This window comes from Aciditerrimonas ferrireducens (assembly GCF_023130475.1).
In the GTDB taxonomy this organism is placed as follows: Bacteria; Actinomycetota; Acidimicrobiia; order Acidimicrobiales; family UBA8190; genus Aciditerrimonas; species Aciditerrimonas ferrireducens.
Window position 1 is genome coordinate 393,775 of sequence record NZ_JAKHEX010000001.1, and the last position, 22,142, is coordinate 415,916.

Annotated in this window: 23 protein-coding genes, 1 tRNA gene and 1 pseudogene; 15 read left to right on the forward strand and 10 right to left on the reverse strand. The window is 74.9% G+C overall.

What is annotated here, in order from left to right:
* The first annotated feature begins 97 nt into the window (after window positions 1–97).
* Genes Acit_RS01925 through Acit_RS01935 form a run of 3 tightly spaced genes read left to right on the forward strand, consistent with a single transcriptional unit; the run spans window position 98 to window position 3,569 of the window.
* Window positions 98–1,675 (forward strand): glycosyltransferase family 4 protein, encoded by a 1,578-nt coding sequence (locus tag Acit_RS01925; protein WP_248105272.1) that lies wholly within the window; start codon window positions 98–100, stop codon window positions 1,673–1,675.
* Window positions 1,669–2,382, forward strand: a complete 714-nt coding sequence (locus Acit_RS01930) for a class I SAM-dependent methyltransferase (RefSeq protein ID WP_248105273.1) — start codon at window positions 1,669–1,671, stop codon at window positions 2,380–2,382. The genes Acit_RS01925 and Acit_RS01930 overlap by 7 nt, the downstream gene beginning before the upstream one ends.
* Window positions 2,379–3,569 carry a prenyltransferase/squalene oxidase repeat-containing protein gene (locus Acit_RS01935; protein ID WP_248105316.1) on the forward strand — a complete coding sequence of 397 codons (1,191 nt, stop codon included), beginning with the start codon at window positions 2,379–2,381 and terminating at the stop codon, window positions 3,567–3,569. The genes Acit_RS01930 and Acit_RS01935 overlap by 4 nt, the downstream gene beginning before the upstream one ends.
* Here Acit_RS01935 and Acit_RS01940 read toward each other — a convergent pair.
* Together Acit_RS01940 and Acit_RS01945 are read right to left on the reverse strand one after the other, a co-directional pair.
* Window positions 3,482–4,135: a class I SAM-dependent methyltransferase gene (locus Acit_RS01940; RefSeq protein ID WP_248105313.1), complete on the reverse strand. Its 654-nt coding sequence runs from the start codon at window positions 4,133–4,135 to the stop codon at window positions 3,482–3,484. The genes Acit_RS01935 and Acit_RS01940 overlap by 88 nt on opposite strands.
* Window positions 4,132–6,816, reverse strand: a complete 2,685-nt coding sequence (locus tag Acit_RS01945) for a M1 family metallopeptidase (RefSeq protein ID WP_312709081.1) — start codon at window positions 6,814–6,816, stop codon at window positions 4,132–4,134. Before Acit_RS01945 ends, Acit_RS01940 begins: the two co-directional genes overlap by 4 nt.
* A 135-nt stretch (window positions 6,817–6,951) precedes the next feature.
* Here Acit_RS01945 and Acit_RS01950 point away from each other — a divergent pair, with 135 nt between their 5' ends.
* On the forward strand, window positions 6,952–8,055 hold the full coding sequence (locus Acit_RS01950; protein WP_248105274.1) for an adenosine kinase: 1,104 nt from the start codon (window positions 6,952–6,954) through the stop codon (window positions 8,053–8,055).
* Here the strand turns inward: Acit_RS01950 and Acit_RS01955 are convergent.
* Window positions 8,016–8,624, reverse strand: a complete 609-nt coding sequence (locus tag Acit_RS01955; RefSeq protein ID WP_248105275.1) for a hypothetical protein — start codon at window positions 8,622–8,624, stop codon at window positions 8,016–8,018. The two genes, Acit_RS01950 and Acit_RS01955, sit on opposite strands and share 40 nt — an antisense overlap.
* 26 nt (window positions 8,625–8,650) lie before the next feature.
* Here Acit_RS01955 and Acit_RS01960 point away from each other — a divergent pair, with 26 nt between their 5' ends.
* Entirely contained in the window at window positions 8,651–9,580 is a 930-nt protein-coding gene (locus Acit_RS01960; RefSeq protein WP_248105276.1) for a glycerophosphodiester phosphodiesterase family protein, read from the forward strand.
* Window positions 9,581–9,592: 12 nt separating this feature from the next.
* On the opposite strand, the gene Acit_RS13830 is transcribed toward Acit_RS01960, so the two are convergent.
* The gene (locus Acit_RS13830) at window positions 9,593–9,676 is read right to left on the reverse strand and encodes a 50S ribosomal protein bL37 (RefSeq protein WP_376745998.1); all 84 of its coding nucleotides are present in this window, start codon (window positions 9,674–9,676) and stop codon (window positions 9,593–9,595) included.
* 62 nt (window positions 9,677–9,738) lie between these two features.
* Here Acit_RS13830 and ychF point away from each other — a divergent pair, with 62 nt between their 5' ends.
* From ychF to Acit_RS02000, 8 genes are all read left to right on the forward strand, one after another.
* Window positions 9,739–10,815: a redox-regulated ATPase YchF gene (gene ychF / locus Acit_RS01965; protein WP_248105277.1), complete on the forward strand. Its 1,077-nt coding sequence runs from the start codon at window positions 9,739–9,741 to the stop codon at window positions 10,813–10,815.
* A 5-nt stretch (window positions 10,816–10,820) separates the two neighbouring features.
* A complete protein-coding gene (locus tag Acit_RS01970; protein ID WP_248105278.1) occupies window positions 10,821–11,174 on the forward strand; it encodes a DUF192 domain-containing protein in 354 nt (117 codons plus the stop codon).
* Window positions 11,175–11,193: 19 nt separating this feature from the next.
* Window positions 11,194–12,147 (forward strand): 16S rRNA (cytidine(1402)-2'-O)-methyltransferase, encoded by a 954-nt coding sequence (gene rsmI, locus Acit_RS01975; RefSeq protein WP_248105279.1) that lies wholly within the window; start codon window positions 11,194–11,196, stop codon window positions 12,145–12,147.
* 134 nt (window positions 12,148–12,281) lie between these two features.
* Window positions 12,282–12,755 (forward strand): peptide-methionine (S)-S-oxide reductase MsrA, encoded by a 474-nt coding sequence (msrA, locus tag Acit_RS01980; protein WP_376745999.1) that lies wholly within the window; start codon window positions 12,282–12,284, stop codon window positions 12,753–12,755.
* A 67-nt stretch (window positions 12,756–12,822) separates the two neighbouring features.
* Complete coding sequence (gene metG / locus Acit_RS01985) at window positions 12,823–14,355, forward strand: methionine--tRNA ligase (protein WP_248105281.1); 1,533 nt, start codon at window positions 12,823–12,825, stop codon at window positions 14,353–14,355.
* 20 nt (window positions 14,356–14,375) lie between these two features.
* Window positions 14,376–15,233 (forward strand): TatD family hydrolase, encoded by an 858-nt coding sequence (locus Acit_RS01990; RefSeq protein ID WP_248105282.1) that lies wholly within the window; start codon window positions 14,376–14,378, stop codon window positions 15,231–15,233.
* Between the two features lie 7 nt (window positions 15,234–15,240).
* Window positions 15,241–16,128, forward strand: a complete 888-nt coding sequence (gene rsmA / locus Acit_RS01995) for a 16S rRNA (adenine(1518)-N(6)/adenine(1519)-N(6))-dimethyltransferase RsmA (protein WP_248105283.1) — start codon at window positions 15,241–15,243, stop codon at window positions 16,126–16,128.
* A 59-nt stretch (window positions 16,129–16,187) separates the two neighbouring features.
* Window positions 16,188–16,973, forward strand: a complete 786-nt coding sequence (locus tag Acit_RS02000) for a 4-(cytidine 5'-diphospho)-2-C-methyl-D-erythritol kinase (RefSeq protein ID WP_248105284.1) — start codon at window positions 16,188–16,190, stop codon at window positions 16,971–16,973.
* Window positions 16,974–17,055: 82 nt separating this feature from the next.
* Here Acit_RS02000 and Acit_RS02005 read toward each other — a convergent pair whose 3' ends face one another.
* From Acit_RS02005 to Acit_RS02020, 4 genes are all read right to left on the reverse strand, one after another.
* Window positions 17,056–17,157, reverse strand: a complete 102-nt coding sequence (locus Acit_RS02005; RefSeq protein WP_248105285.1) for a 30S ribosomal protein bS22 — start codon at window positions 17,155–17,157, stop codon at window positions 17,056–17,058.
* Window positions 17,158–17,297: 140 nt separating this feature from the next.
* Window positions 17,298–17,972 carry a GNAT family N-acetyltransferase gene (locus tag Acit_RS02010; RefSeq protein WP_248105286.1) on the reverse strand — a complete coding sequence of 225 codons (675 nt, stop codon included), beginning with the start codon at window positions 17,970–17,972 and terminating at the stop codon, window positions 17,298–17,300.
* Window positions 17,973–18,111: 139 nt separating this feature from the next.
* A complete protein-coding gene (locus tag Acit_RS02015; protein ID WP_248105287.1) occupies window positions 18,112–18,390 on the reverse strand; it encodes a hypothetical protein in 279 nt (92 codons plus the stop codon).
* A gap of 4 nt (window positions 18,391–18,394) precedes the next feature.
* Window positions 18,395–19,231 (reverse strand): hypothetical protein, encoded by an 837-nt coding sequence (locus Acit_RS02020; protein WP_248105288.1) that lies wholly within the window; start codon window positions 19,229–19,231, stop codon window positions 18,395–18,397.
* Window positions 19,232–19,534: 303 nt separating this feature from the next.
* Here Acit_RS02020 and Acit_RS02025 point away from each other — a divergent pair.
* Window positions 19,535–19,610, forward strand: a tRNA-Gln gene (locus Acit_RS02025).
* 38 nt (window positions 19,611–19,648) lie between these two features.
* Here the strand turns inward: Acit_RS02025 and Acit_RS02030 are convergent.
* Together Acit_RS02030 and Acit_RS02035 are read right to left on the reverse strand one after the other, a co-directional pair.
* On the reverse strand, window positions 19,649–20,137 hold the full coding sequence (locus tag Acit_RS02030) for a tyrosine-type recombinase/integrase (RefSeq protein ID WP_248105289.1): 489 nt from the start codon (window positions 20,135–20,137) through the stop codon (window positions 19,649–19,651).
* A gap of 272 nt (window positions 20,138–20,409) precedes the next feature.
* Window positions 20,410–20,637, reverse strand: a pseudogene (locus tag Acit_RS02035) (transposase); the annotation flags it as partial.
* 469 nt (window positions 20,638–21,106) lie between these two features.
* Here Acit_RS02035 and Acit_RS02040 point away from each other — a divergent pair.
* Window positions 21,107–21,958 carry a hypothetical protein gene (locus Acit_RS02040; protein ID WP_248105290.1) on the forward strand — a complete coding sequence of 284 codons (852 nt, stop codon included), beginning with the start codon at window positions 21,107–21,109 and terminating at the stop codon, window positions 21,956–21,958.
* Window positions 21,959–22,142 lie beyond the last annotated feature (184 nt).

Below are 22,142 nucleotides of genomic sequence, written 5' to 3' on the forward strand. Positions count from 1 at the left end.
AGGCACGCCAGGGGCCGGCCACGCTCGGCGGTTTGCGCCGGCCGCCGGCGGCGGCGAGGCTGGGAGGCCATGGTGCGACCCTGGCGGCGGAGGAGCCGTGGCTGAGGAGGGGGGCTGGGCCCGGCGCTGGCGGGAGCTGCAGGCCTCGTGGGAGCGGAGCCGCCAGCTGACCGTGCCTTCGGCGCGCCCGGCCCCGGCGCCGACCGGGCCGGAGGCGCTGCGGATCGCCTGGCTGGTCTACCGGGGCAACCCTCGCTGCGGCGGCCAGGGGGTCTACACCCGGCATGTGGCCCGGGAGCTGGCGGCCATGGGCCACAGCGTGACGGTCTTCGCCGGCCAGCCCTGGCCCGAGCTCGACGACGGGGTCGGCTTCGTGCCGGTCCCCAGCCTCGACCTCTACCGCGACCCGGACCCGTTCCGGCTGCCCCATCCCCGGGAGCTGCGCAGCCTGGCCGACCTGGCCGAGCTGGCCATCATGTGCTCGGCCGGCTTCCCCGAGCCCCGGACCTTCTCCTGGCGGGCCCATCGGCTCCTGCGGGAGGCCCGGGACCGCTTCGACCTGGTGCACGACAACCAGTGCCTCGGGTCGGGGCTCCTGCGGATCCTGGACGACGGCTGGCCCCTGCTCACCACCATCCACCACCCCATCACCGTGGACCGGGAGTTGGCCCTGGCCCACGCCGAGGACTGGCGCCAGCAGCTCGCCCAGCGCCGCTGGTTCGGCTTCCTCGGCATGCAGGCCCGGGTGGCCCAGCAGCTGCCCCGGGTGGTGACGGTCTCGCGCTCCTCCCGCCGGGACATCGCCGGGGAGCTGGGGGTCGACCCGGCCCGGACCGCCGTGGTGCCGGTCGGGGTGGACCACACCGTCTTCCGGCCCCGGCCCGAGGTGCGGCGGGTGCCGGGGCGGATCATGGTCACCTCCTCGAGCGACGTGCCCATGAAGGGCCTCGTGCCCCTGCTCCACGCCGTGGCCCGCCTGCGGGCCGAGCGGCCCCTGGAGGTGACGGTGATCGGGACGCCCCGGCCGGGGGGGCTCGTGGCCCGGACCATCGAGGCCCTGGGGCTCGGCGGGGCGGTCTCGTGCCTCCAGGGCATCTCGGACGAGGAGCTGGCGGTGCGCTACGCCGAGGCGGAGGTGGCGGTGGTGCCGTCGCTCTACGAGGGGTTCTCGCTGCCGGCGGTCGAGGCCATGGCGTGCGGGGTGCCCCTGGTGGCCACGACCGGCGGGGCCATCCCCGAGGTCGTCGGCGCCTCGGGCCGCACCGCCCTGCTGGTCCGCCCCGGGGACCCCGAGGCCCTGGCCGCCGCCCTCCGGGAGGTCCTCGACCGCCCCGAGCTGGCGGCTCGCCTGGGGGCGGCCGGTCGGCAGCGCGTCCTCCAGCGCTTCACCTGGCGGGCGACCGCCGAGGGCACCGTCGAGCAGTACCGCCTGCTCCTCGAGCAGCAGCGGGCCGGTCGTGGCGGGCGGCAGGCCCCCCCGCCCCGGCGGGTCCGGGCCCGGTGGGCGGCCGAGGCCCGGCGCTGCCGGGACCTGGCGGTGGCCGGGCGGCCGGTGGTGGCCCCCGAGGACCTCGAGGACGACCCGACGTGCCCCGTGCCCGAGGGGACCCCAGTGGCCGAGAGGGTCCCGGTGCCCGAGGTGGTGAGCGGGTCCGGGGAGCGGCCAGGGTGCTGACGGTTGACTACGGCCGCCTGGGTCTGCGGCCCGGCGAGCGGGTCCTGGACCTGGGCTGCGGCGGGGGCCGGCACGCCTTCGAGGCCGCCCGTCGGGGGGCGAGGGTGGTGGCCCTGGACGCGGGGGCCGAGGAGGTGGCCCAGGTGCGGGCCACGGCCTACGCCATGGCCGAGGCCGGCGAGCTCGCCCGGGGCGGGTCGGTGGTGGCGGTGCGGGGCGACGCCCGGGCGCTGCCGTTCCCGAGCGGCAGCTTCGACCGGGTGGTGGCCGCCGAGGTCCTCGAGCACATCCCCGACGACCAGCGGGCCATCGGCGAGCTGGCCCGGGTCCTCAAGCCGGGCGGGGTCCTGGCGGTGACCGTGCCCCGCTTCGGCCCCGAGGCCCTCAACTGGCTGCTGTCGCGGGAGTACCACGACGTGCCCGGCGGCCACGTGCGGATCTACCGGCGGGGGCAGCTGGCGGCGAGGCTCCGTCTCGGCGGGCTCCGGCCGGTCGAGCGGCACCACGCCCACGGCCTCCACAGCCCCTACTGGTGGCTGAAGTGCCTGGTGGGGGTGGGCCGGGACGACCATCCCCTGGTCCAGGCCTACCACCGGCTCCTGGTGAAGGACATCGTCGAGGGGCCCCGCTGGACCCGGGCCGCCGACCGGCTGCTCAGCCCGCTGTGGGGCAAGAGCCTGGTGGTCTACGCGGTGAAGCTGGCATGAGGCCGGCCCGGACCACGACGGGGGAGGGGCTCGGCCTGGAGGACGCCCAGGCCAGCGCCCGGAGCATCGCCGTCTGCCAGCGGCCCGACGGCATGATCCCGTGGTTCGAGGGCGGGCACGCCGACCCGTGGAACCACGTCGAGGCGGCCATGGCCCTGGACGTGGCCGGGCTGGCCGAGGAGGCCTGGGCGGCCTACCAGTGGCTCGTCCGCCGGCAGCTGCCCGAGGGAGGCTGGTTCAACTACTACGCGGCCGACGGCTCGGTCGAGGACCCCCGGATCGACACGAACACCTGCGCCTACCTGGCCACCGGGGCCTGGCACCGCTATCTCCTCCACGGCGAGCTGGCCGAGCTGGGCGCGCTGTGGCCGGCGGTGGACCGGGCGGTGGAGCTCGTGCTGCGCTGCCAGCGGCCCGACGGCACGATCCGCTGGTCCATCGACCCCGACGGCCGCCCCGGCCGCTACGCCCTCTTGACGGGCTCCTCGTCGGTCCTCTCGTCCTTGCGCTGCGCGGTGGCCTGCGCCGAGGCCCTGGGCGAGGAGCGGCCGGCCTGGGAGCTGGCGGCCGGGCGGCTGGCCCACGCCATCGCCCATCGGCCTGGGGCCTTCGAGCCGAAGGACGAGTTCGCCATGGACTGGTACTACCCGGTGCTCTCCGGGGCCCTCGAGGCCCCCCGGGCCCAGGCCCGCCTGGCGGGGGGCTGGCGGCGCTTCGTCATCGAGGGCCGGGGGGTGCGCTGCGTGGCGAACCAGCCCTGGGTGACCGCGGCCGAGACCGCCGAGTGCGCCATCGCCCTGGCCGCCCTCGGCCAGCGGGCACGGGCCGAGTCCCTCCTGTCGTGGACCGCCAGCCATCGGCAGGCCGACGGCAGCTACCTCACGGGCCTCGTGGTGCCCCACGGGGTGAGCTTCCCCCGCGACGAGGCCACGACCTACAGCGCGGCGGCGGTCGTGTTGGCCGGGGACGCCCTGGCTCGCTGGACCCCCGCCGCTGGCTTGCTGCTCGGCGAGTCGCTCCCCGAGGTGGTCGACCTCGAAGCCGTGGTGGGGGTGGACGGGGAGGACGGGGCCGAGCCCGAGACGGACCGGGGAGGGGCTCAGCGGCGCTCCAGGGCCCGGAGCGAGCCCCAGGTCCCGAGCTCGCTCCAGTCGCCCGAGGCCACGGCGTCGCACCACAGCTCGTAGGGGGGGCGGCCGCCGTCGGCCGGGTCCGGGAAGACGTCGTGGATGGCCAGGACCCCGCCGGGGACCACCTTCGGGGCCCAGCCCCGGTAGTCGGCCCAGGCCGGTGCCTCGCCGTGCCCCCCGTCGATGAAGCAGAAGTGGAGGGGCTGGGCGAAGTGGGCGGCCACCGTGGGCGAGTCCCCCACCAGGCCGACCACCGCGCCCTCCAGGTCGGCGTCGGCCACCGCCCGACGCCAAAAGGGCAGGGTGTCGATCCGACCGGTCCGGGGGTCGAGCACCTCGGGGTCGTGGTGCTCCCACCCGGCCTGGTTCTCCTCCGAGCCCCGGTGGTGGTCCAGGCTGTAGAGCAGGGCCCCCTCGGCGGCGGCCGCCGCTCCCAGGTAGAGGGTGGACTTGCCGCACCAGGCCCCCACCTCGAGCAGGGTCGCGCCGGGGAAGCGCCGACCGACCTCGTGGGCCAGGGCATGGAGGGCCAGGCCCTCGGGCTCGGGCATGAACCCCTTCGTGGCCCGGGCCAGGGCCAGGCGGGGCGGGCAGGTCGGGTGGTCGCAGGGGCCGGCGGTCACCGGCCAGCGCCACCCCCTCGGCCTTCGCCCAGGCGCGCCGTGGCCGCCTGGAGGGCCGCGGGGGCCGGGCTCCGCAGACGCTCGACGGCCCCGACGTGGACCCAGAGCCGCTCGAGGGCTTGCTGCACGGTGCGCTGACCGCTGCGCAGGGGGTGCGCCGCCAGCCAGTCGGTGACCCGCTCCGCCAGGGCCCGGTCCCGGCACAGCCAGCGGACCGCCTCGAGCATGCGGGGGGCGAGGTTCTCCGGGGTGCGGGCGAGGACCTCGTCCCAGCGGGCGGTCAGGCGCTCCCAGGTGGCCGGCCCGTGGAGCCGGCTGCCGAGCAGCGCCGCGAGCACGAAGGCGGCGTTCTGGGTGCGGACCTCGCTGAGGGCCAGTTCGAAGACCTCGGCGGCCACCTGGGGGTCGGGCACGTCGGCCAGGGCCACGAGGAACCGCATCTCCTCCTGGGGGGTGGCCGGGTGGCGGTAGCGGTCGAGGAGCTGCTCGTAGGTGGACCGGTCCCCGCTGGCCGCCACCACCTGGACCACCGCCGGGGCCAGGTCGGGGTCGAGGTCGGCCCGGCCGGCCTGCTCGGCGGCGAAGAGGGCCCGGCAGCGCTCCTGGACCTCGGGGTCCTGGCCCACGGTGCCGGCCAGGGCGACGACCAAGGAGCGCAGGGTGAGGGTCCGCTCGTCGTCCCCCGGCTGGCGCTCGAAGCCGAGCTCGGCCAAGGAGGGGGCCACGATGGCCCGGGTGCAGGCCGCCAGGGCCCCCAGGTCGGCCTCGTCGAGGAACCGCTCCAGGCTCCGCAGGGCCCCGGCCAGCTGGCCGAGCACGTCGGGGTCCTCCCGGGGGGCCAGGCCCCCGGCCAGGGTCAGGAGGTCAGCGAAGTCGGCCTGGCCGGCGAGGACCGCGGCCCAGGTGTCCCCGATGAGGCCGAAGCGCTCGAGGACCGCCAGCTCGCCGAGACGGCCGGCCAGGGTCTCGAGGGTCGACCGGGGGTAGCGGACCCGGTAGAAGCCCCAGCCGCCGGCGTTCAGCACCGGGACGCCCCCCCCGGGCAGGGGCGGCAGGGCGGTGGGCTCGGCGCCGAGCAGGAGCCGGGCCTCCCCGTCGCCGCCCGACCCGCCGGGCTCGGCGCCAGTCGCCGGGCCGGGGGCTTCGGGCAGGGCTCGGACGAGGAGGGGCACCTCCCAGTGCCGGCCGATGGCGCTCGGTTCCCCGGGCAGGGGCGGGCCGTAGGCGAAGGGCTCCTGGCGCAGCTCGGGGCCCGAGGGCCCCTCGGCGAGGGTGACCAGGGGATGGCCGCCTTGGAAGATCCAGCTCTCCATCACCTGCCGGACCGGCTCCCCGCTCGCCTCCTCCAGGGCGTCCCAGAGGTCGGCGGTCTCGGTGTTCGCGTAGCGGTGCCGGGCCAGGTAGCGCCGGATCCCGTCCCGGAACCGCTCCTCGCCGAGGTAGCGCTCGAGCATCCGCAGGACGCTCGCCCCCTTCTGGTAGGTGAGGACGTCGAACATGCCCTCGGCCTCCTCCGGGGACCCCACCGGGTACTCCACCGGCCGGGTCCGGTGCAGGCCGTCGACCGCCAAGGCGGCCTCCCGCTCCAGGCCGAAGGAGACCCAGCGGCGCCAGGCCGGGCGGAAGTGGTCGACGCAGAGCAGCTCCATGAAGGTGGCGAAGGCCTCGTTCAGCCAGATGCCGTTCCACCACTTCATGGTCACCAGGTCCCCGAACCACATGTGGGCGATCTCGTGGGACACCACGTCGGCCACCCGCTGGAGCTCCAGCTGGGAGGCCCGCCCAGGGTCCACGAGGAGGGCGGTCTCCCGGAAGGTCACGCAGCCCAGGTTCTCCATGGCCCCGAAGGCGAAGTCCGGGATGGCGACCAGGTCGAGCTTGTCGGCCGGGTAGGGGAGGCCGAACCAGTCGGCGAAGAAGTCCAGGGCGTGGGTCGCCGCCTCGAGGGCGAAACCGGTGAGGCCCTCCTTGCCGGGCACATGGACCACCCGGAGGGTGGTGCCCCCGGCCCGCACCGGCTCGGTGGCCACCAAGGGGCCGACGACGAAGGCCACCAGGTAGGTGGACATGGGCATGGTGTCCCCGAAGCGGACCCGCCGGCCGCCCCCCGGCAGGGGCTCCTCGTCGACCACCGGGCCGTTGGAGACCGCCAGGAGCCCCTCGGGGACGTCCAGGGTGATGGCGAACACCGCCTTGGCGTCGGGCTCGTCCAGGCAGGGAAAGGCCCGGCGGGCGTGGGTGGCTTCGAACTGGGTGGTGGCGATGGTCCGGGTCCGGCCCTCGGGGTCGGTGTAGGTGGACCGGTAGAAGCCGTGGAGGCGGTCGTTCAGCTCCCCGCTGAAACGCAGGTCCAGGCGGAGGGGCCCTGCGGGCAGGGGCTCGGCGGGCCGCAGCCGAAGGCGCTGGTGCTCGGGCTCGAGCTGGACGTCGCAGGGCACCGCCGGGCCCTCGGCCGCGCTGGCGCTGGCCTCGGCGACCTGGAGGTCCACCGCGTGGAGCAGCACCTCCCGGACCTCGCTGGCCGCCTCCCCGCTGATCCGCACCGTGCCCTCGAAGCGGGCCTGGTCCAGGTCGGGGCGGAGGTGGAGGTCGTAGCGACGCGGGACGAGCGCGCGAGGCAGCCGGTGGGCAGCGGAAGGGTCCACCGGCCCCTCGCCAGCGAAGGAAGCGGGCCTGGGCACGAGGGCAGGCTAGGGGTCGGGCCGCGGGGACCGCAATCGGCGCGGACCAGGGCGGGGAGCGGGCCTACAGGGCGCTCTCGGCCGGGGCGCGGGCCGCTAGGGTCCAGCCGTGCCGCCCGCCCAGAAACCCCGACCGTGACCGCCCGGCCGACCGCGACCCGCTCGGCGGCCGAGGAACCCGGGCAGGGGCGAGCCGGGGAGGACGGGCCCCTCGACCTCGTGGGGGTGGGGTCGGCCCTCGTGGACCTGACCGCCCAGGTGCAGCCCGAGGACCTCGCGGCCCTGGGCCTCGAGCCCGGCACGATGACCCTGGTGGACGAGGCCGGGGCCGGCCGGCTCGCCGAGGCGGTCCGCCCCGAGGCCCGCAGCTCGGGCGGCTCGGTGGCCAACACGGTGGTCGGGGTGGCCGCCCTGGGCGGCCGGGCCGGGTTCCTCGGGTGCACCGGCGACGACGAGCTGGGGCGGGTCTTCCGCCAGGACCTGGCCGCCGCCGGGGTGGTCCTCGGGGACGGGGCGCCCCGGGCCGGCGGCGCCACCGGCCGCTGCCTGGTCCTGGTCACCCCCGACGGGCAGCGGACCATGGCCACCTTCCTCGGGGTGGCCACCGACCTGCGCCCCGAGGACCTCGACCCGAAGGTGCTTCGGCGAGCGGCCGTCGTCTACCTCGAGGGGTACCTGCTGGACGTGCCCGGGGCAGCCGAGCTCCTCGAGCGGGCGGTGGCCCTGGCGCACGAGGGCGAGGCGGCGGTGGCCCTCGGGCTCTCCGACCCCCTCCTGGTGGCCCGCCACCGGGACCGGCTCCTCGGCCTGCTGGAGGCCGGCAGCGTGGACGTGGTGGTGGGCAACGCCGAGGAGGCCCGGGCCCTTGCCGGGAGTCGCGACCAGGAGACCGCCCTGGGGTTCCTGGAGGAGCTCGGGGTGCTCGGCGCCGTGACCCTCGGCGAGGAGGGGGCGGTGGTGGTGGCCCCCGAGGACCGCTACCGGGTGCCGGCCCGGCCGGTGCCGGTGGTGGACACCACCGGGGCCGGGGACCTCTTCGCCGCCGGCTTCCTCTACGGCCTGGCCCGGGGGGCCGGGCCCGGTGATGCCGCCCGCCTCGGCACGGCGGCCGCCGCCACCGTCCTCGGGCACCTGGGCGGCCGGCCCGAGGGCGACCTGCGGGCCCTGGTGGCCGAGGTGCTCGGGGCGCCGGCCCCGGCTCAGGGGGCCTCGTCGGGCTCGGGCTCGGGCGGCAGGTAGGGGAAGTCGAGGTCGGCCACCCGGACGAGCAGGGAGGCAACCCAGGTGGCCAGCTCGCCCACCCCGGCGGCCAGGCGGCTCGGGTCCTCCAAGGTGGCCTCGTCGAGCACCACCGAACCCTGGTAGGTGGTCTCCACCGCCCACTGGCTGGGCTCGTCGGTGCCGAGGACCTCCTCGACCACCGGGGCCGAGCGGACCAGCCGGTCCCCGGCGAGCTCGGGGCTCTCGCTGGGCAAGGTGGCGAGGACCGCGTCGAGGTCCGGGCGGGCGGCGAGGCGCTGCTGGCGGATGGTCAGCTCGAGGAGCACCTCGGGGGCCTCCTCGGCCGGTTCGCCGATGGACCAGGAGCGATAGAGGCTCTGGCTCCAGGTCGGCCAGTCCAGGCTCACGTCGGCCCGGACCCGGGGCGGCTGATCCTCGCCGGGCAGCGAGTAGGACGTCTCCCAGGAGACGTCGCCAAGGAAGACGTCCACCTGGAACCGCTCCTCGATGGCCTGCCGCTGCAGGAGGGAGCCTTCCAGCGCCGAACGGAGCTGGGAGATCAGCTCCACGAGGATGTGGTCCAGCATGGCGGGGCCGAGGCTAGCGTTGGCCCGTGCCGAAGACCCAGCGAGCGGCCTCCCCGTGGCTGGCCCGGCGGGTCCTGGCCTACGCCCACCAGGGCGGCGCCCACGAGGCCCCCTCCTCGACCCTGGCGGCCGTCGAGCACGCCCTGGCCGTGGGGGCCACGGGCATCGAGCTGGACGTCCACGCCAGCGCGGACGGGGTGCTCGTGGTCTGCCACGACCGGACCGTGGACCGGACCACGAACGGTCGGGGCCGGATCGCCGAGATGACCTGGGCGGAGCTCGCGGCGCTGGACAACGCCTACTGGTTCGTGCCCGGGGAGGAGCATCCCCGTGACCGGCCGGCCGACGCCTACCCGCTGCGGGGCCGAGCCCCGGCCGACCCCACGCTGCGGATCGCCCGCCTCGAGGAGGTCCTGGACCTGCTGGACGAGCACCCGGGGGTGGTGCTGAACCTCGACATCAAGGCCACCGCCCCCGAGGTGGCCCCCTACGAGGCTGCCCTGGCCGAGACCCTGCGGCGCCGGGGCTACGAGGAGCGGACCATCGTGGCGTCGTTCTGGGACGTGGCCACCGAGCGTTTCCGGGCCCTGGCCCCCGAGATCGCCACCTCGGCCGGGACGGTCCAGGTGGCGAGCTTCTGGCGGGCGGTGCACCGAGGCGAGCCGGTCGGCCCCCTGCCCTACCAGGCCCTCCAGGTGCCCGCCCGGCACGGGTCCTTGACCGTGGTGGACGAGCTGCTCGTCCACGCCGCCCACGAGGCAGGCCTGGCCGTCCACGTCTGGACGGTGAACGACCCCCTGACCATGGGCTCGCTGGTGGACCTCGGGGTGGACGGGATCATCACCGACCGGCCGAGCGCCCTCGTCGGGATCCTGGCCGCCAAGGGCTGCGCCTACGACCCCACGGCCCCGGGGGCCCGGGGGGACCAGCGGGTCGCCCCGCCCGACCCGGCCTGAGGCCGGCCAGCCTCAGCCCCGGCCGCAGTTCGGGCGCTTGCCGTGGTTGGCCTTCTTCTTGGCGCGCAGCTTCCGCTTGACGGTCCGCTTCGACATGGCTGCCCATGGTAGCCGGGACCCGGTCGGCTGCCGACGGGCCCGGCCGCTAGCCTCGGCTCGTGGAACGACTCGGCCTGGTCGGCCTGCCCAACGCCGGGAAGACCTCGCTCTTCAACGCCCTGACCGGGGCCCGGGCGCCGGTGGCCCCGCACCCGTACACGACCACCGAGACCAGCCTCGGGGTGGCGAGCGTCCCCGACGAGCGTCTGGGACGGCTGGCCGAGATGAGCCGGAGCCGCAAGGTCGTGCCGGCGGGGGTCCAGGTGGTGGACATCGCCGGGCTGGCAGCCGGGGCGTCCCAAGGGGAGGGGCTCGGGAACCGCTTCCTCGCCGGCATCCGGGAGGTCGACGCTCTCTGCCTGGTGCTCCGGGCCTTCGAGGACCCCGAGGTGCCCGGGGAGAGCGACCCGGTGGCCGCCCTGGAGGCCCTGGAGCTCGAACTGGTCCTGGCCGACCTGGCGAGCGTCGAGGGCCAGCTGGAGCGGCGCCGCAAGCAGGCCCGGGCCGACAAGTCCCTCCAGCGGGAGGTGGCCGCCCTCGAGGAGGTCCACGAGGCCCTGGCCGCCGGCACCCCCCTGTACCGGGCCGCCCTGGACCCCGAGGGGGCTGACGCCCGCCGAGGCCTGTTCCTCCTGACCGCCAAGCCGGTGCTGGCGGTGGTGAACGTGACCGAGGGCGACCCCGAGGGGGCCGCCCGGGCTGAGAAGGCGGTGGGCGAGGCCCTCGGGGGTGCCGGGGAGGTGCTGGCGGTGGCCGCCCGGCTCGAGGCCGAGGCGGCCGAGCTGGAGGAGGCGGAGCGGGCCGAGCTGCTCGAGGGCCTGGGCCTCGGGGCCGGGGCCCTCGCCCGGGTGTCGGCCGCCGCCTACCGGCTCCTCGGCCGACGGGTGTTCTTCACCACCGGGGAGAAGGAGACCCGGGCCTGGAGCTTCCGGGCCGGGGCCAGCGCCCCGGAGTGCGCCGGGGTGATCCACTCGGACCTCCAGCGGGGCTTCATCCGGGCCGAGGTCATCCCGGCCGAGGAGCTCCTGGCCATCGGGTCCTGGCAGCGGGCCAAGGCGGAGGGCCGGGTGCGGCTCGAGGGCCGGGACTACCAGGTGGCCGACGGGGACGTGCTGGAGATCCGGTTCAACGTCTGAGCACCATGGCTGGGCAGCGCCACGCCTACTGGTTGCTGCGGGCCGGTCAGGTCCTGGCCAGCGCCGAGGTGGCCGAGGGGCCCCTGGCCCGCTGGGTCGGCCTCCTCGGGCGGTCGTCGCTCGAGGGGGCCCTGGTGCTGCCCCGGACCCGGGCGGTCCACACCCTCGGCATGCGCTTCGCCATCGACGTGGCCTACCTCGACCGCCAGCTGCGGGTCCTGGAGGTCACCCCGGCGGTGCCGCCCTGGCGGATCGGGCGGCCCCGGTGGTGCTGGGCGGTCGTCGAGGCTCCGGCCGGGGCCTTCGAACGCTGGGGCCTCGCACCCGGCGACCAGCTCGAGCTCGAGCGCTGCCGGTGAGCGGGGCGACGGCGGGACGATGAGCACGGAGCCCTCCCGCCCCGAGGGGCTCTCCCGCCCAGAGGGACGGGGGCGCCTGGTGGTCGTGGCCACCCCGATCGGCAACCTCGGGGACCTCTCGCCCCGGGCCCGCCAGGCCCTGGCCGAGGCGACGGTGGTCTGCTGCGAGGACACCCGGCGGACCCGGGCGCTGCTCGCCGCGAGCGGCGTGGCCGCCCCCCGGCTCGTCTCGCTGCACCGGGACAACGAGCGTCGGCGCATCCCCGAGGTGCTCGGCTGGCTGGCCCAGGGCGCCGAGGTGGCGCTGGTCAGCGACGCCGGCACCCCGGGGGTGAGCGACCCCGGGCAGGCGCTGGTGGCTGCTGCCGTCGCCGCCGGGGTGCCGGTGAGCGCCGTGCCAGGGCCGAGCGCGGTGCTCTGCGCCCTGGTGGTGAGCGGCCTGCCGATGGACCGCTTCTGCCTGGAGGGCTTCCTGCCCCGCCGGGGGCCCGAGCGCCGGGCCCGGCTGGCGGCCCTGGCCGTCGAGGAGCGGACCAGCGTGCTGCTGGAGTCGGCCCGCCGCCTGCCCGGCACCCTGGCCGAGCTCGGCGAGGCCCTGGGGCACGACCGGGCCGTGGTGGTGGCTCGGGAGCTGACGAAGCTCCACGAGGAGGTATGGCGGGGCACCCTCGGGGCCGCCGCCCGCACCTTCGCCGAGCGGGCTGAGCAGGGCGCCCTGCGCGGCGAGGTGGTCCTGGTGCTCGCCGGGGCCCCCTCGGGGCAGCCCACCGGACGGGTGCCGCCGAGCGAGGAGGACCTGGCGGCCGCGGTGGCGGCCGAGCGGGCCCGGGGAGCCAGCCCGAGCCAGGCCGCTGCCCGGGCGGCCCGGGCGCTCGGGGTGGCGCGGCGTCGGGCCTACCAGGCGGCGCTGGCGAGGGACCCGGAGGCGGCACCCAGCAGGGTCGGTCCGGGCGAGGCGGGTGGGAATGGGTGAGGTCCGGAGGAGCGTTGGCAGGGGACGGACAGGAGGCGACGATGGGGTTCTTCGGACGATCGGGCGGCGAGGCGGAGCGGGCGGCGGCCCTGGCGCAGCGGCCGCCGGTGGAACCGGGCCAGGCGCCCCCGGGGCTGGCCCTCGCCACCTTCGCCGCCGGGTGCTTCTGGGGGGTGGAGGACGTCTTCCGGAAGGTCCCCGGGGTGGTGGAGGTGGTCTCGGGCTACACCGGGGGGCACGTCCCGGCCCCGACCTACGAGCGGGTCTGCCAGGGCGACACCGGCCACGCCGAGGCGGTCCTGGTCACCTACGACCCGACGAAGGTCCGCTACGAGGACCTGCTGGAGGTCTTCTGGCGCCACCACGACCCCACGACCCCGAACCGCCAGGGCCCCGACGTCGGGACCCAGTACCGCTCGGCGGTCTTCTGCCACGGGCCCGAACAGCTGCGCCTCGCCCAGGCCTCGAAGGCGGCGATGGCCCCGCGCTTTTCGCGGCCCATCGTGACCGAGGTGCAGCCGGCCAGCACCTTCTGGCCCGCTGAGGAGTACCACCAGCGCTACGTCGAGCGGACCGGGCGGGGGGCCTGCCACGTGGCGAACTGGTAGGGCGGAGCGGGTCGACGGCTGGCCCCCGGGCCCGATCGGGGCGGTGCGGGGCCGGTAGCCTGAGGCGGTGGCCCGGTTCTACGTCACCACGCCGATCTTCTACGTGAACGACGCGCCCCACGTGGGGCACGCCTACTGCACGGTGAACGCCGACGCCGTGGCCCGCTGGCATCGGCTGGTGGGCGACGAGGTGCTGTTCCTGACCGGGACCGACGAGCATGGGCAGAAGGTGGCCCGGGCGGCCGAGGAGCACGGCACCACGCCCCAGGCCTGGGCCGACCAGCTGGCCCCCCGCTTCGCCGAGGCGTGGGAGGCCCTGGCGGTCAGCAACGACGACTTCATCCGGACCACCGAGCCCCGCCACTACCGGGCGGTGCAGCGGTTCTTGACGAAGATCTACGAGAACGGCTGGATCTTCAAGGACCGCTACGCCGGCTGGTACTGCGTGGGGTGCGAGGCCTACAAGGACGAGGCCGAGCTGGGCCCAGGCCGCGTCTGCCCGGACCACCAGCGGCCCGTCGAGTGGCTCGAGCAGGAGAACTACTTCTTCCGGCTGAGCGCCTTCCAGGACCGGCTGGTCGCCTGGTACGAGCAGCACCCCGAGGCGGTGCGGCCCGAGGCGAAGCGGAACGAGGCGCTGAGCTTCGTGAAGGGCGGGCTGCGGGACATCTCGATCACCCGGACCCAGATCAGCTGGGGGGTGCCGGTCCCCTGGGACCCCGAGCACGTCTTCTACGTCTGGTACGACGCGCTGGTGAACTACCTGACGGCTATCGGCTACGACCAGGGCGACGAGGGCCTCTCGACCTGGTGGCCCGCCGTCCACCACCTGATCGGCAAGGAGATCCTGCGCTTCCACTGCGTCTGGTGGCCGGCTATGTGCATGGCGGCGGGCATCGAGCCGCCGGCGCACGTGCAGGTGCATGGCTTCTTGCTGGTGGGCGGGGAGCGGCTCTCGAAGACCCGGCTGGCGGCGGGGGAAGGCCCGGTGAAGGTCACCGAGATCGCCCCGGCTGCCCTGGTCGCCGACTTCGGGGTGGACGCCGTCCGCTACCACCTGCTCCGGGAGGTGCCCCTCGGGGCCGACGGGGAGTTCTCCTACGAGGGGATCGTGGCCCGCTACAACGCCGATCTGGCGAACAACCTCGGCAACCTGCTGGCCCGGGTGGCGACCGTGGTGGAGCGCAAGTGCGGCGGGGTGGGGCCAGCCCCCCGGCCTGAGAGCCCCCTGGCGCCGGTCGCGGAGGAGGTGGTGGCCGCCACCAGCGCAGCCTGGGACCGCTTCGCCCCCCACGAGGCCCTGGAACAGACCTGGCGGCTGGTGCGGGAGGCGAACGCCGCCCTGGAGGCGGCCGAGCCGTGGCGGGCCGAGCCGGGCCCGGCCGTGGACGGGGTCCTTGGGGACGCCCTGGAGGTCCTGCGGATCGTGGCCCTGCTCGCCAGCCCGGCCATCCCCCTCGCCTCGGCCGAGATCTGGCGCCGGATCGGCCTCGAGGGCCGGCCCGAGGACCAGCGGCTGCCGGCGGCCGCCGCCTGGGGCGGCTACCCGGGGGGTCGACCCGTGGTGAAGGGCGAGCCACTCTTCCCTCGTCGGCGATGAGTCCGGACACTGTTCCGTCCATGGCCGAGTCGGTGACGCCGGGTCCGGCTGGGGCCGCCCGCGTGGAGTGGCTGGACGCCCACTGCCACCTCCAGGACCGGTTCCTGGAGGACCAGGACTGGGCGACGGCCCTCGCCGAGGCGGCCGCCGCCGGGGTGCGGGGCGTGGTGTGCGTGGGGACCGACGAGGAGACCTCCCGGGCCGCGCTGGCCGTGGCCGAGGCGGCTGATCCGACGACCCTCGGGTGCGAGGCCTACGCGGCGGTCGGCCTGCACCCCCACGAGGCCCGGCTCGGGACCGAGGCCGTCGTGGCCCTGGCCGAGGGGGCGGCTGGGCGGGCGGGAAGCCGGCTGGTGGCCATCGGGGAGTGCGGGTTGGACTACCACTACGACCACTCGCCCCGCCCGGCCCAGCGCCAGGCCTTCGCCGAACAGATCGACCTCGCGAAGCGCCTCGGGCTGGCGCTGGTGATCCACACCCGGGAGGCCTGGGGGGACACCCTGGACATCCTGCGGGCCGAGGGGCCCCCGGCGGTGACGGTGATCCATTGCTTCACCGGGGGGCCGACGGAGGCCCGGGCCTGCTTGGACCTCGGGGCTTTTCTGTCCTTCAGCGGCATCGTGACCTTCAAGAACGCCGGGGAGGTCCGGGAGGCGGCCGTCCTCTGCCCGGCGGAGCGGCTGCTCGTGGAGACCGACGCCCCCTTCCTGGCCCCGGTGCCGCACCGGGGCCAACCGAATCGGCCCGCCTGGGTGCGGGTGGTGGGGGAGGCGGTGGCTGCCTTGCGCGGCGTCGACCCCAGCGAGCTGGCGGCCCGGACGACGGCCAACACGAGGGCGGCCTTCGGCCTGCCGGCGTCGGCGAGCGGTGCCGGCTGACCCGGTGGTGAACGATCCGGCGCCCACGCCGGCGGGGGAGGCGACCCGACCCCCGTGGGACGTGCCGTTCTGGCTGCGCAGCGCCGGCCTCCGGCCGAGCCGGGCCCTCGGGCAGCACTTCTTGGCGGACGCCAACACCGCGCGGCGGATCGTCCGGCTGGCGGCCCTGACCCCGGGGGAGCGGGTCCTGGAGATCGGACCTGGGCTCGGGGCCCTGACCCGGGCCTTGGTCGAGGCGGGCGCCCAGGTCCGGGCCCTCGAGGCCGACCGGCACCTGCTGCCGGTCCTGGCCCAGACGGTGGCACCCCTGGGGGTGGAGGTGGTCCTGGGGGACGCCTGCCAGGTCGACTGGACGACGCTCGCCCCGCCGCCGGGGCCGTGGGCGGTGGTGGCCAACCTGCCCTACAACGTGGCGGTGCCGATCGTCATGGGGCTCCTCGAGACCGCCCCGCAGGTCACGCGGCTGGTGGTGATGGTCCAGCGGGAGGTGGCCGACCGGCTGGTGGCCGGGCCGGGCAGCAAGGCCTACGGGGCGGTCTCGGTGCTCGTCGCCTACCGGGCCCGGGCCCGGCGGCTCGGGGCGGTGTCGGCCACGGTCTTCGTGCCCCGGCCGAAGGTGGCCTCGGCCCTCGTGGCGCTGGAGCGCCGGGAGCAGCCGGCCCTGGACCTGCCGGGGCCATTGGAGGCCCGGCTGGTCACCCTGGTCCGGGCCGGTTTCGGCCATCGCCGCAAGACCCTCCGGCAAGCCCTGGCCGGGCTGGTGCCCGAGGACGGGTTCCTGGCCGCCGGGGTCGATCCCCGGGCCCGGGCCGAGACCCTGGACCTCGAAGCCTGGGGGCGCCTCGCCCGGTGGTCCCCGGTGCCAGCCGGCCTCGCTCCCGAGGGAGTCCCGTGAGGCCGACCGGGCCGACAGGTGGGCTCCCGTGCCGGCTCGTCGCGCCGGCCAAGTTGACGGTGAGCTTGCGGGTCACGGACCGACGCCCCGACGGCTACCACCTCTTGGACGCCGAGATGGTCAGCCTGGACCTCGGCGACGAGCTGCTGCTGGCCCCGGGGGACGGGCTGGTGGTGGAGGACGAGGTGATCGGCGGCTTGGGCCTGGGCCCGATCGACCCGGGACCCGACAACCTGGTCGCTCGGGCCCTGCGATCGGTTGACCGTCGGGCCCGGGCGGTGCTGCGCAAGCGGATCCCGGCCGGCGCCGGTCTCGGGGGCGGCTCGGCCGACGCCGCCGCCGTGCTCCGCTGGGCCGGGGTGCGGGACGTGGCGGTTGCGGCCAGGCTCGGCGCCGACGTGCCCTTCTGCCTGCGGGGGGGGCGGGCCCGGGTCACGGGCGTCGGGGAACAGGTCGAACCCCTGCCGCTTCAGCCCCGGACGTTCCTCCTCCTCCTGCCTCCCCTCGGGGTGAGCACCGTCGCCTGCTACCGGCGGTGGGACGAGCTCGGGGGACCTGAGGGACCTGCGGGCAACGACCTGGAGCCGGCTGCCCTGTCGCTCGAACCGCGCCTGGCCGCCTGGCGGGACCTCCTCGGGGAGCTGAGCGGTCACGAGCCCCGGCTGGCTGGCAGCGGCTCGACCTGGTTCGCCGAACTGCCCGACGAGACGAGCGCGCAGCACCTCGTGGCCGAGGGGAACCGGGTCGTGACCGGCCCCGACGGTCAGCCAGGGCTGCTCGTCATCGCCCGGGCGGCCGACCCCGAAGGGCGCCCCGTCCGGGCGGTCGTCGACCCCGCTGGTTGAGGCTGGTCACGTCACCCGGGGACAGCGCCCTGGCAGGAAACCGTTCCCACCGGGAGCCGCCACGAGAGGAGCGCGTGCTCGCCTACTTCCCGGCAGCGCGCCGCTGCCAGCGGGTGGCCTTCAGCATCTTCTTGTGCTTCTTCTTCCGCATGCGCTTGCGGCGCTTCTTGATCAGCGATCCCATGGCCCTGGGAACACTAGCGGCTCGTTCCCAGCGGGCGCCAAGGTGGCCGGTCCTGGTCCGTGGCGGGGCAGGAGGGCGTCGCGCAGACGCTGCCAGGCTGCGAGGGCTCGGGCCCGATCGAGGGTCAGGATCACCTCGTCTCAGTAGCGGCCTTCCCAGTAGTGGACTTCGCGCCGTCTGCCCTCACAGACGAAGAGGTCTTGACGGGCGGCCGACTGGTACGCAGGCAGGACGAAGGCCGGGACCTCGAGGTAGAGCTTGCGGAGGGGATAGGTGGAGAAGAGGTGGGTGACGAAGAGGCCGAATGCTTCTCCTGCCCGGCGGGTGCGCCGGGCCCGTTCGCCGAGGAACATGGCGAGATGGGCGGTGCCCGAGTGGAGGTTGGGGGCGAAGGCCGTGAGCAGGCCCACCACCTCCTGGGTCCCTCGATCGGTCACGACGTGCTGGGCGAGCACGTCCCGGTCGAGCACGGCCTGGAAGACCTCAGGGGTCGGCAACGCGCCGTGAAAGCGCCAGCCGAAGCCGATGGCCTCGTCCTCGATGACGAGGTGGTAGAGCGTGGCGAGGTCGTCGGGCCGCACGGGCCGGAGGCGGACCGTTGCTCCCCGGAGGCGACCGGGAGCGTCGGCCGGAGCGCTGTCCCCGGGGTCGCCGGCGTTGCCGTCGCCCGCAGCTCGCGGGCGTTGGACGAGTTCGCAGTACAGGAGGTAGAGCTCGCCGACCGTCGCCGCAGGGTCCGGAAAGCTGACCGGCAGCTGGCACCCGTGGGGTTCGAGCAGGGCGTCGACGGCGACCACGAGCTCAAGGACGGCCAACGAGTCCAGGCCGATCTCGGAGACGAGCCCGGCGTCGTGCGGAGGACCTCCGGCTGGAGCGAGAGCTCCGTCGCGAGGTAGCGGCAGAACGCGTCGAAGTCGAGCACCGCTAGCTCCGATGACGGGCGTGGTCCCACGGTCACTCGGTCCCGTTGGGCGGCCGGGGCGGCTGCTGTTCCCAGCTCAGGGGTGCCGGCCGACCCTGAAGGAGGTAGAAGACCGCGACGAGCACCCCCAGGAACGGGAGGAAGAGCGAGATCGCCAGCGCAAGGAGCCACGCCCATCGTCGGCCACCGGCGGCAGCCCAGCGTTGCCGGGAGAGCACGGTGGCGTCGACGAGCCCGGCCAGCGGGAAGAGCTCGAGGACGAGGGCCACGGTGAACACCCAGTCCGTCTGGGTGACGGCGAGAAGGGTCATGGTTTCAGGATCCGAACCCGTTGCAGTCCAGCTGCACCTGCTTCGAGGACTGCCCGTCCCCGTGGACGAGGAAGGCGATGCGGTAGGTGTTGCTCTGCACGAACGGCGGGATGCCGATGCCGGCGATCCAGGTGAAGACGGACTCGACCTCGGTCTGTCCGTCGCCACCGTAGACCTGGTCGGTGACCGGCGAAATGGAGCTGAAACCGAGGGCAGTCTTGGGGTCCTCGTAGGGAGGGGCGACGTTCGTGATCACGTTGCCGCTGACCGAATAACCGTTGGCCACGTCCAGACTGCTCACGATTCCCAGCGGTGTCGTGCAGCCCGCGTACTCGTTCAGCACGATGTTCTGCGTGCCGGCATCGTCCGGGCTGGCGTGGACCGCCTCCGGTGTCGCCCCGGGGACCAGGGACCCTGCCCCGGCCGGCGGTGTTGGCGACACGAACGCCGCCGTGGGGGCCGACTCCGGTTCGGCTCGCTCGTTGGGGGTCAGGCCCGGGAGTGCGAGCGCCCGCTGGAGGAGGGTGGCGTCGCCGAGTTGCACCGTCTGGGGCCCTGCCCCGTCGAAGGTCACCGTCTGGCTCGCCATCGCCCGGGCCTCGGCGAGCAGCCGCTCCACGGTGGCTGCGGTGCCGTCGGAGGCTGCCGGCTCGGGGGATTGCTGGTCGGCCAGTGCGGTCGTCGGGCGCGCTCCGGCGTGCAGGCCGACGAGGGACGCGCCGGCCAACAAGGGAAGGACTGCCAGTCCCTGGGCCCGGTGACGGCCCGGCTCGGGCGGCCCGACTCGCCGGGGCCCCCGCTGGCTGCCCTTGGGGTCGTCCCGATCGTCATCGTCGACCATCGGTCGACGTGTTGCCATTCCCGCCTCTTTCTGCTCGTCGTCGAGAGCTGCTCGGCGCCGGACCTGAGCTGCCTGTGTCGGGTCGCATGACCCTTGGACCAGGGCGCTTTCGCCCTCGAAGGTTCCGCCGCTGCGTATCGATAGCACAGCGGATCCCGTCGCACAAGGGTGGGTGCGAGCCTGTCCGACCAGACGCGCGTGTGTCCCGCCCCCGATGCCGGAGGGTGGCGGAGCGAGACGCCCAGGTGGCCTAGGCTGGTCGGGTCGCCGTCGGGCTGGGACTGGCTCCGCCGCCGACGACGATGGCGGGTAGTTCAACCGGCAGAACGCCTGACTTTGGATCAGGAGGTTGGAGGTTCGAGCCCTCCCCCGCCAGCCAAGAAAACCCCAGCTCAGGCCGGGTCTTCGCCCCCTTCCTCACCCTCCCGCCTCCTGCCTCGTGCCACTACCGTCCGGCCATATGGCGTCGAGCCGCCCCCGCACCTCTATGGCGGCCCGCGGATGGACGCCCTGGCCGACCAGCCAGGATTCGCAGGTGTGCCGCAGGTCGTGAAACCGTAGGTCAGGCCGCCCGATCCGCTCGCAGGCAGGTCGGAAGAAGCGGCGGCAGAACCACGAATGGCGCCGCGGCCCGTCGCGCTGCCCGTGGAATACCAGCCCTGTCGCCGCCTTCCCCGTTACCTGCCGCTCGAGGAGCGGCACGAGCCGTTCAGGCAGCGGTACCGTGCGCACCCGGCCAGTCTTGGTCTCGCCTGCAACGAGCGCCCCGTCGACTTCCGCGACCGCCTCGGCCAGCGCCTCAACCCCGGCGGGGGTGAGCACCCGCGGCTCCCGCCGCGGCAGCCCGAGCCGGCCTGGGTCCGTGCCGGTCAATCCATGATCGACGTAGATCCGCTCGACAGGCACCTCGAGCGCGACGAGGGCGTTGCGTTGAGAGGTGAGGACCTGGGCCTCCGTAGAGACCCGGGCGTTAGCCGATCTTGAGCCCGCTCACCCGAACAGGGCCACGTCCGCTGGAGTGGTGTACGCGACCACCGCGTGATCCGAGGGTGAGTTTCCGCTATGGGGGTCTCGGGGAGCTCGAGTGAGGTGGCGTGCTCGGTGTCCAGGGGGGCGGCGAGTGGCTGGTCGATCTTGTTGAAGACCTCGATGCCCATGGAGCGGCGCGCCTCGGTTCACTCGTCGGTCTGTTCCATGAGCACGGCGCCGATGAGGCGGATGATCGAGCGGCGGTCGGGGAAGATCCCGACCACATCCGTCCTGCGTCGGATCTCGCGGTTCAGCCGTTCTTGGGGGTTTGAGCTCCAGACCTGGCGCCAGGTTTCCCTGGGGAACGACGAGGGCGCGAGCAGGTCTTCTCTCGCCTCCTCGAGGTGCTCAGCGGCTTGGGGCAGCTTCGCCCGGAGGGCGGCTGGTTCCACCGGTGGTTGCTTTCTTCGGCACCGACCATCATGGCCGGAGTGTCGCAACCACCGGTGGAACCAGCCGACCTCGCCGAGTTGCCGCCTCGGACTGCCGAACCGTCGAAGCGCCCGAAGCGTCCGGCCCCCAATGGCCGCGACTGGCGCCTGTGCTACCGTAGGGTATCGGAACCCGAGCCCCAGGAGGCGCCCATGGCTTTCCAGAATTCGCCCCCCGGCCACGATCTGGCGCTGGAGGACCGAGAGCTGTGGAATCGGCTGAAGAGCGCCGAGTCCGACCAGCGGCTGCTGGAGCGGGTACAGCAGCAGTCCAGCGGATACGCCGGGTGCCGCGAGGAGCAAGTGCTGAGGGCCCTCTGCGAAGCGTTCGAGCAGCTCAGGGCACCCGAGCGGGTCCGGGTGTTGAGGGTCCTCGGGCTGGGCGAGACTGCCGAGCGGCTGGGGGGGAAGGCGGGTGCAGAACCTGGTGCTGCAGCCGGTACGGGACGGGGAGAGCCGGTGCCGGCCCGACCTGGCGCTGGTCGAGCCAGCTCCGGACCCCGACGGGCAGGACCTGGTCTGGGCGGTGATCGATGCAAAGACACGCAGCGAGGCGGCCTGCAACAGCGCCCAGGTGCGCAGCGCCTTCCTGACCCAGGGCCCCGAGCAGCTGCCCGAACCGGCACGGGGCCTGGCCTTCTGGGCCCCGAACCGGCGCGGCCAGTGGTGCTGGCTGATCCAGCAGCACGACGCCTACCGGTTCTCGAAGCTGTGCTACCCCTCGTACTGGGACCTGAGCCGGGTCCGCTGGATCCTGCTGTCGCCCAACGAAACCTACTACTGCCCCAACAAGTACTGGGAGCTGGCTGACTTCGAGCTGCTGGTGGAGCAACTGCTGGAGCTGGCCTGGGAGAGCCCCCACCCCCGGCCCGCGCTAGAGGCGGCGATCGGGGCCTACCTGGCCGGGCCGAGCCGGCACCAGTACCGGGCCCTCCCGGTCACCGGGAAGCTGCGGTCCGCCTCCCGCCTGTCCCGGCGCTGGACCGACCTGCTGTGGAACAGGGAGCTGCGGTGGGTGGCCCACCGGTCCCGCGGGCTGCACCTGGTGCTGGACGACCAGCGGGGGTGGGCGCTGCAGGACCCGGGGGGGCGGATCGTGGACCCGCAGCGAGCCCCGGACGCCGAGCGCGAGGCTTGGGAGCGGGACCTGCGGGACATAGGGGAGCGCCCCTCCTGGGCCCCCTGCCCGGTGCAGGGGTGCCGCGGCGGGGCGTGCGGGCACGTAGACCGGTACGGCAGCCAGCTGCGGGACCGGCCCGCCGCCTGAGCCCCCCGGGCGCGACCGGGCCCCCGGCGCCGAGGCGGCTGGCCGGGGGCCCGGGCTTGCTTGGGGGCAACCCCCCGGGTCTAGGCCGAAGTTACGGCCACTTCTCTGGCGCCGTGTGCTGCTGAGCAGGGAGGATGGCGGTCTCACACTCGTTGGTTGTAGGTACTAACGTGTTGACGGGTGC

What these genes read in the sequence shown, in the direction of transcription:
- Acit_RS01990 (WP_248105282.1), top strand. Translation starts at nt 14,376, where the DNA reads ATGGCCGAGTCGGTGACGCCGGGTCCGGCTGGGGCCGCCCGCGTGGAG.
- Acit_RS01955 (WP_248105275.1), bottom strand. Translation starts at nt 8,624, where the DNA reads ATGCTGGACCACATCCTCGTGGAGCTGATCTCCCAGCTCCGTTCGGCG.
- Acit_RS13830 (WP_376745998.1), bottom strand. Translation starts at nt 9,676, where the DNA reads ATGTCGAAGCGGACCGTCAAGCGGAAGCTGCGCGCCAAGAAGAAGGCC.
- Acit_RS01970 (WP_248105278.1), top strand. Translation starts at nt 10,821, where the DNA reads ATGGCTGGGCAGCGCCACGCCTACTGGTTGCTGCGGGCCGGTCAGGTC.
- Acit_RS02015 (WP_248105287.1), bottom strand. Translation starts at nt 18,390, where the DNA reads ATGACCCTTCTCGCCGTCACCCAGACGGACTGGGTGTTCACCGTGGCC.
- Acit_RS02020 (WP_248105288.1), bottom strand. Translation starts at nt 19,231, where the DNA reads ATGGTCGACGATGACGATCGGGACGACCCCAAGGGCAGCCAGCGGGGG.
- Acit_RS01935 (WP_248105316.1), top strand. Translation starts at nt 2,379, where the DNA reads ATGAGGCCGGCCCGGACCACGACGGGGGAGGGGCTCGGCCTGGAGGAC.
- rsmI (WP_248105279.1), top strand. Translation starts at nt 11,194, where the DNA reads ATGAGCACGGAGCCCTCCCGCCCCGAGGGGCTCTCCCGCCCAGAGGGA.
- Acit_RS02005 (WP_248105285.1), bottom strand. Translation starts at nt 17,157, where the DNA reads ATGGGATCGCTGATCAAGAAGCGCCGCAAGCGCATGCGGAAGAAGAAG.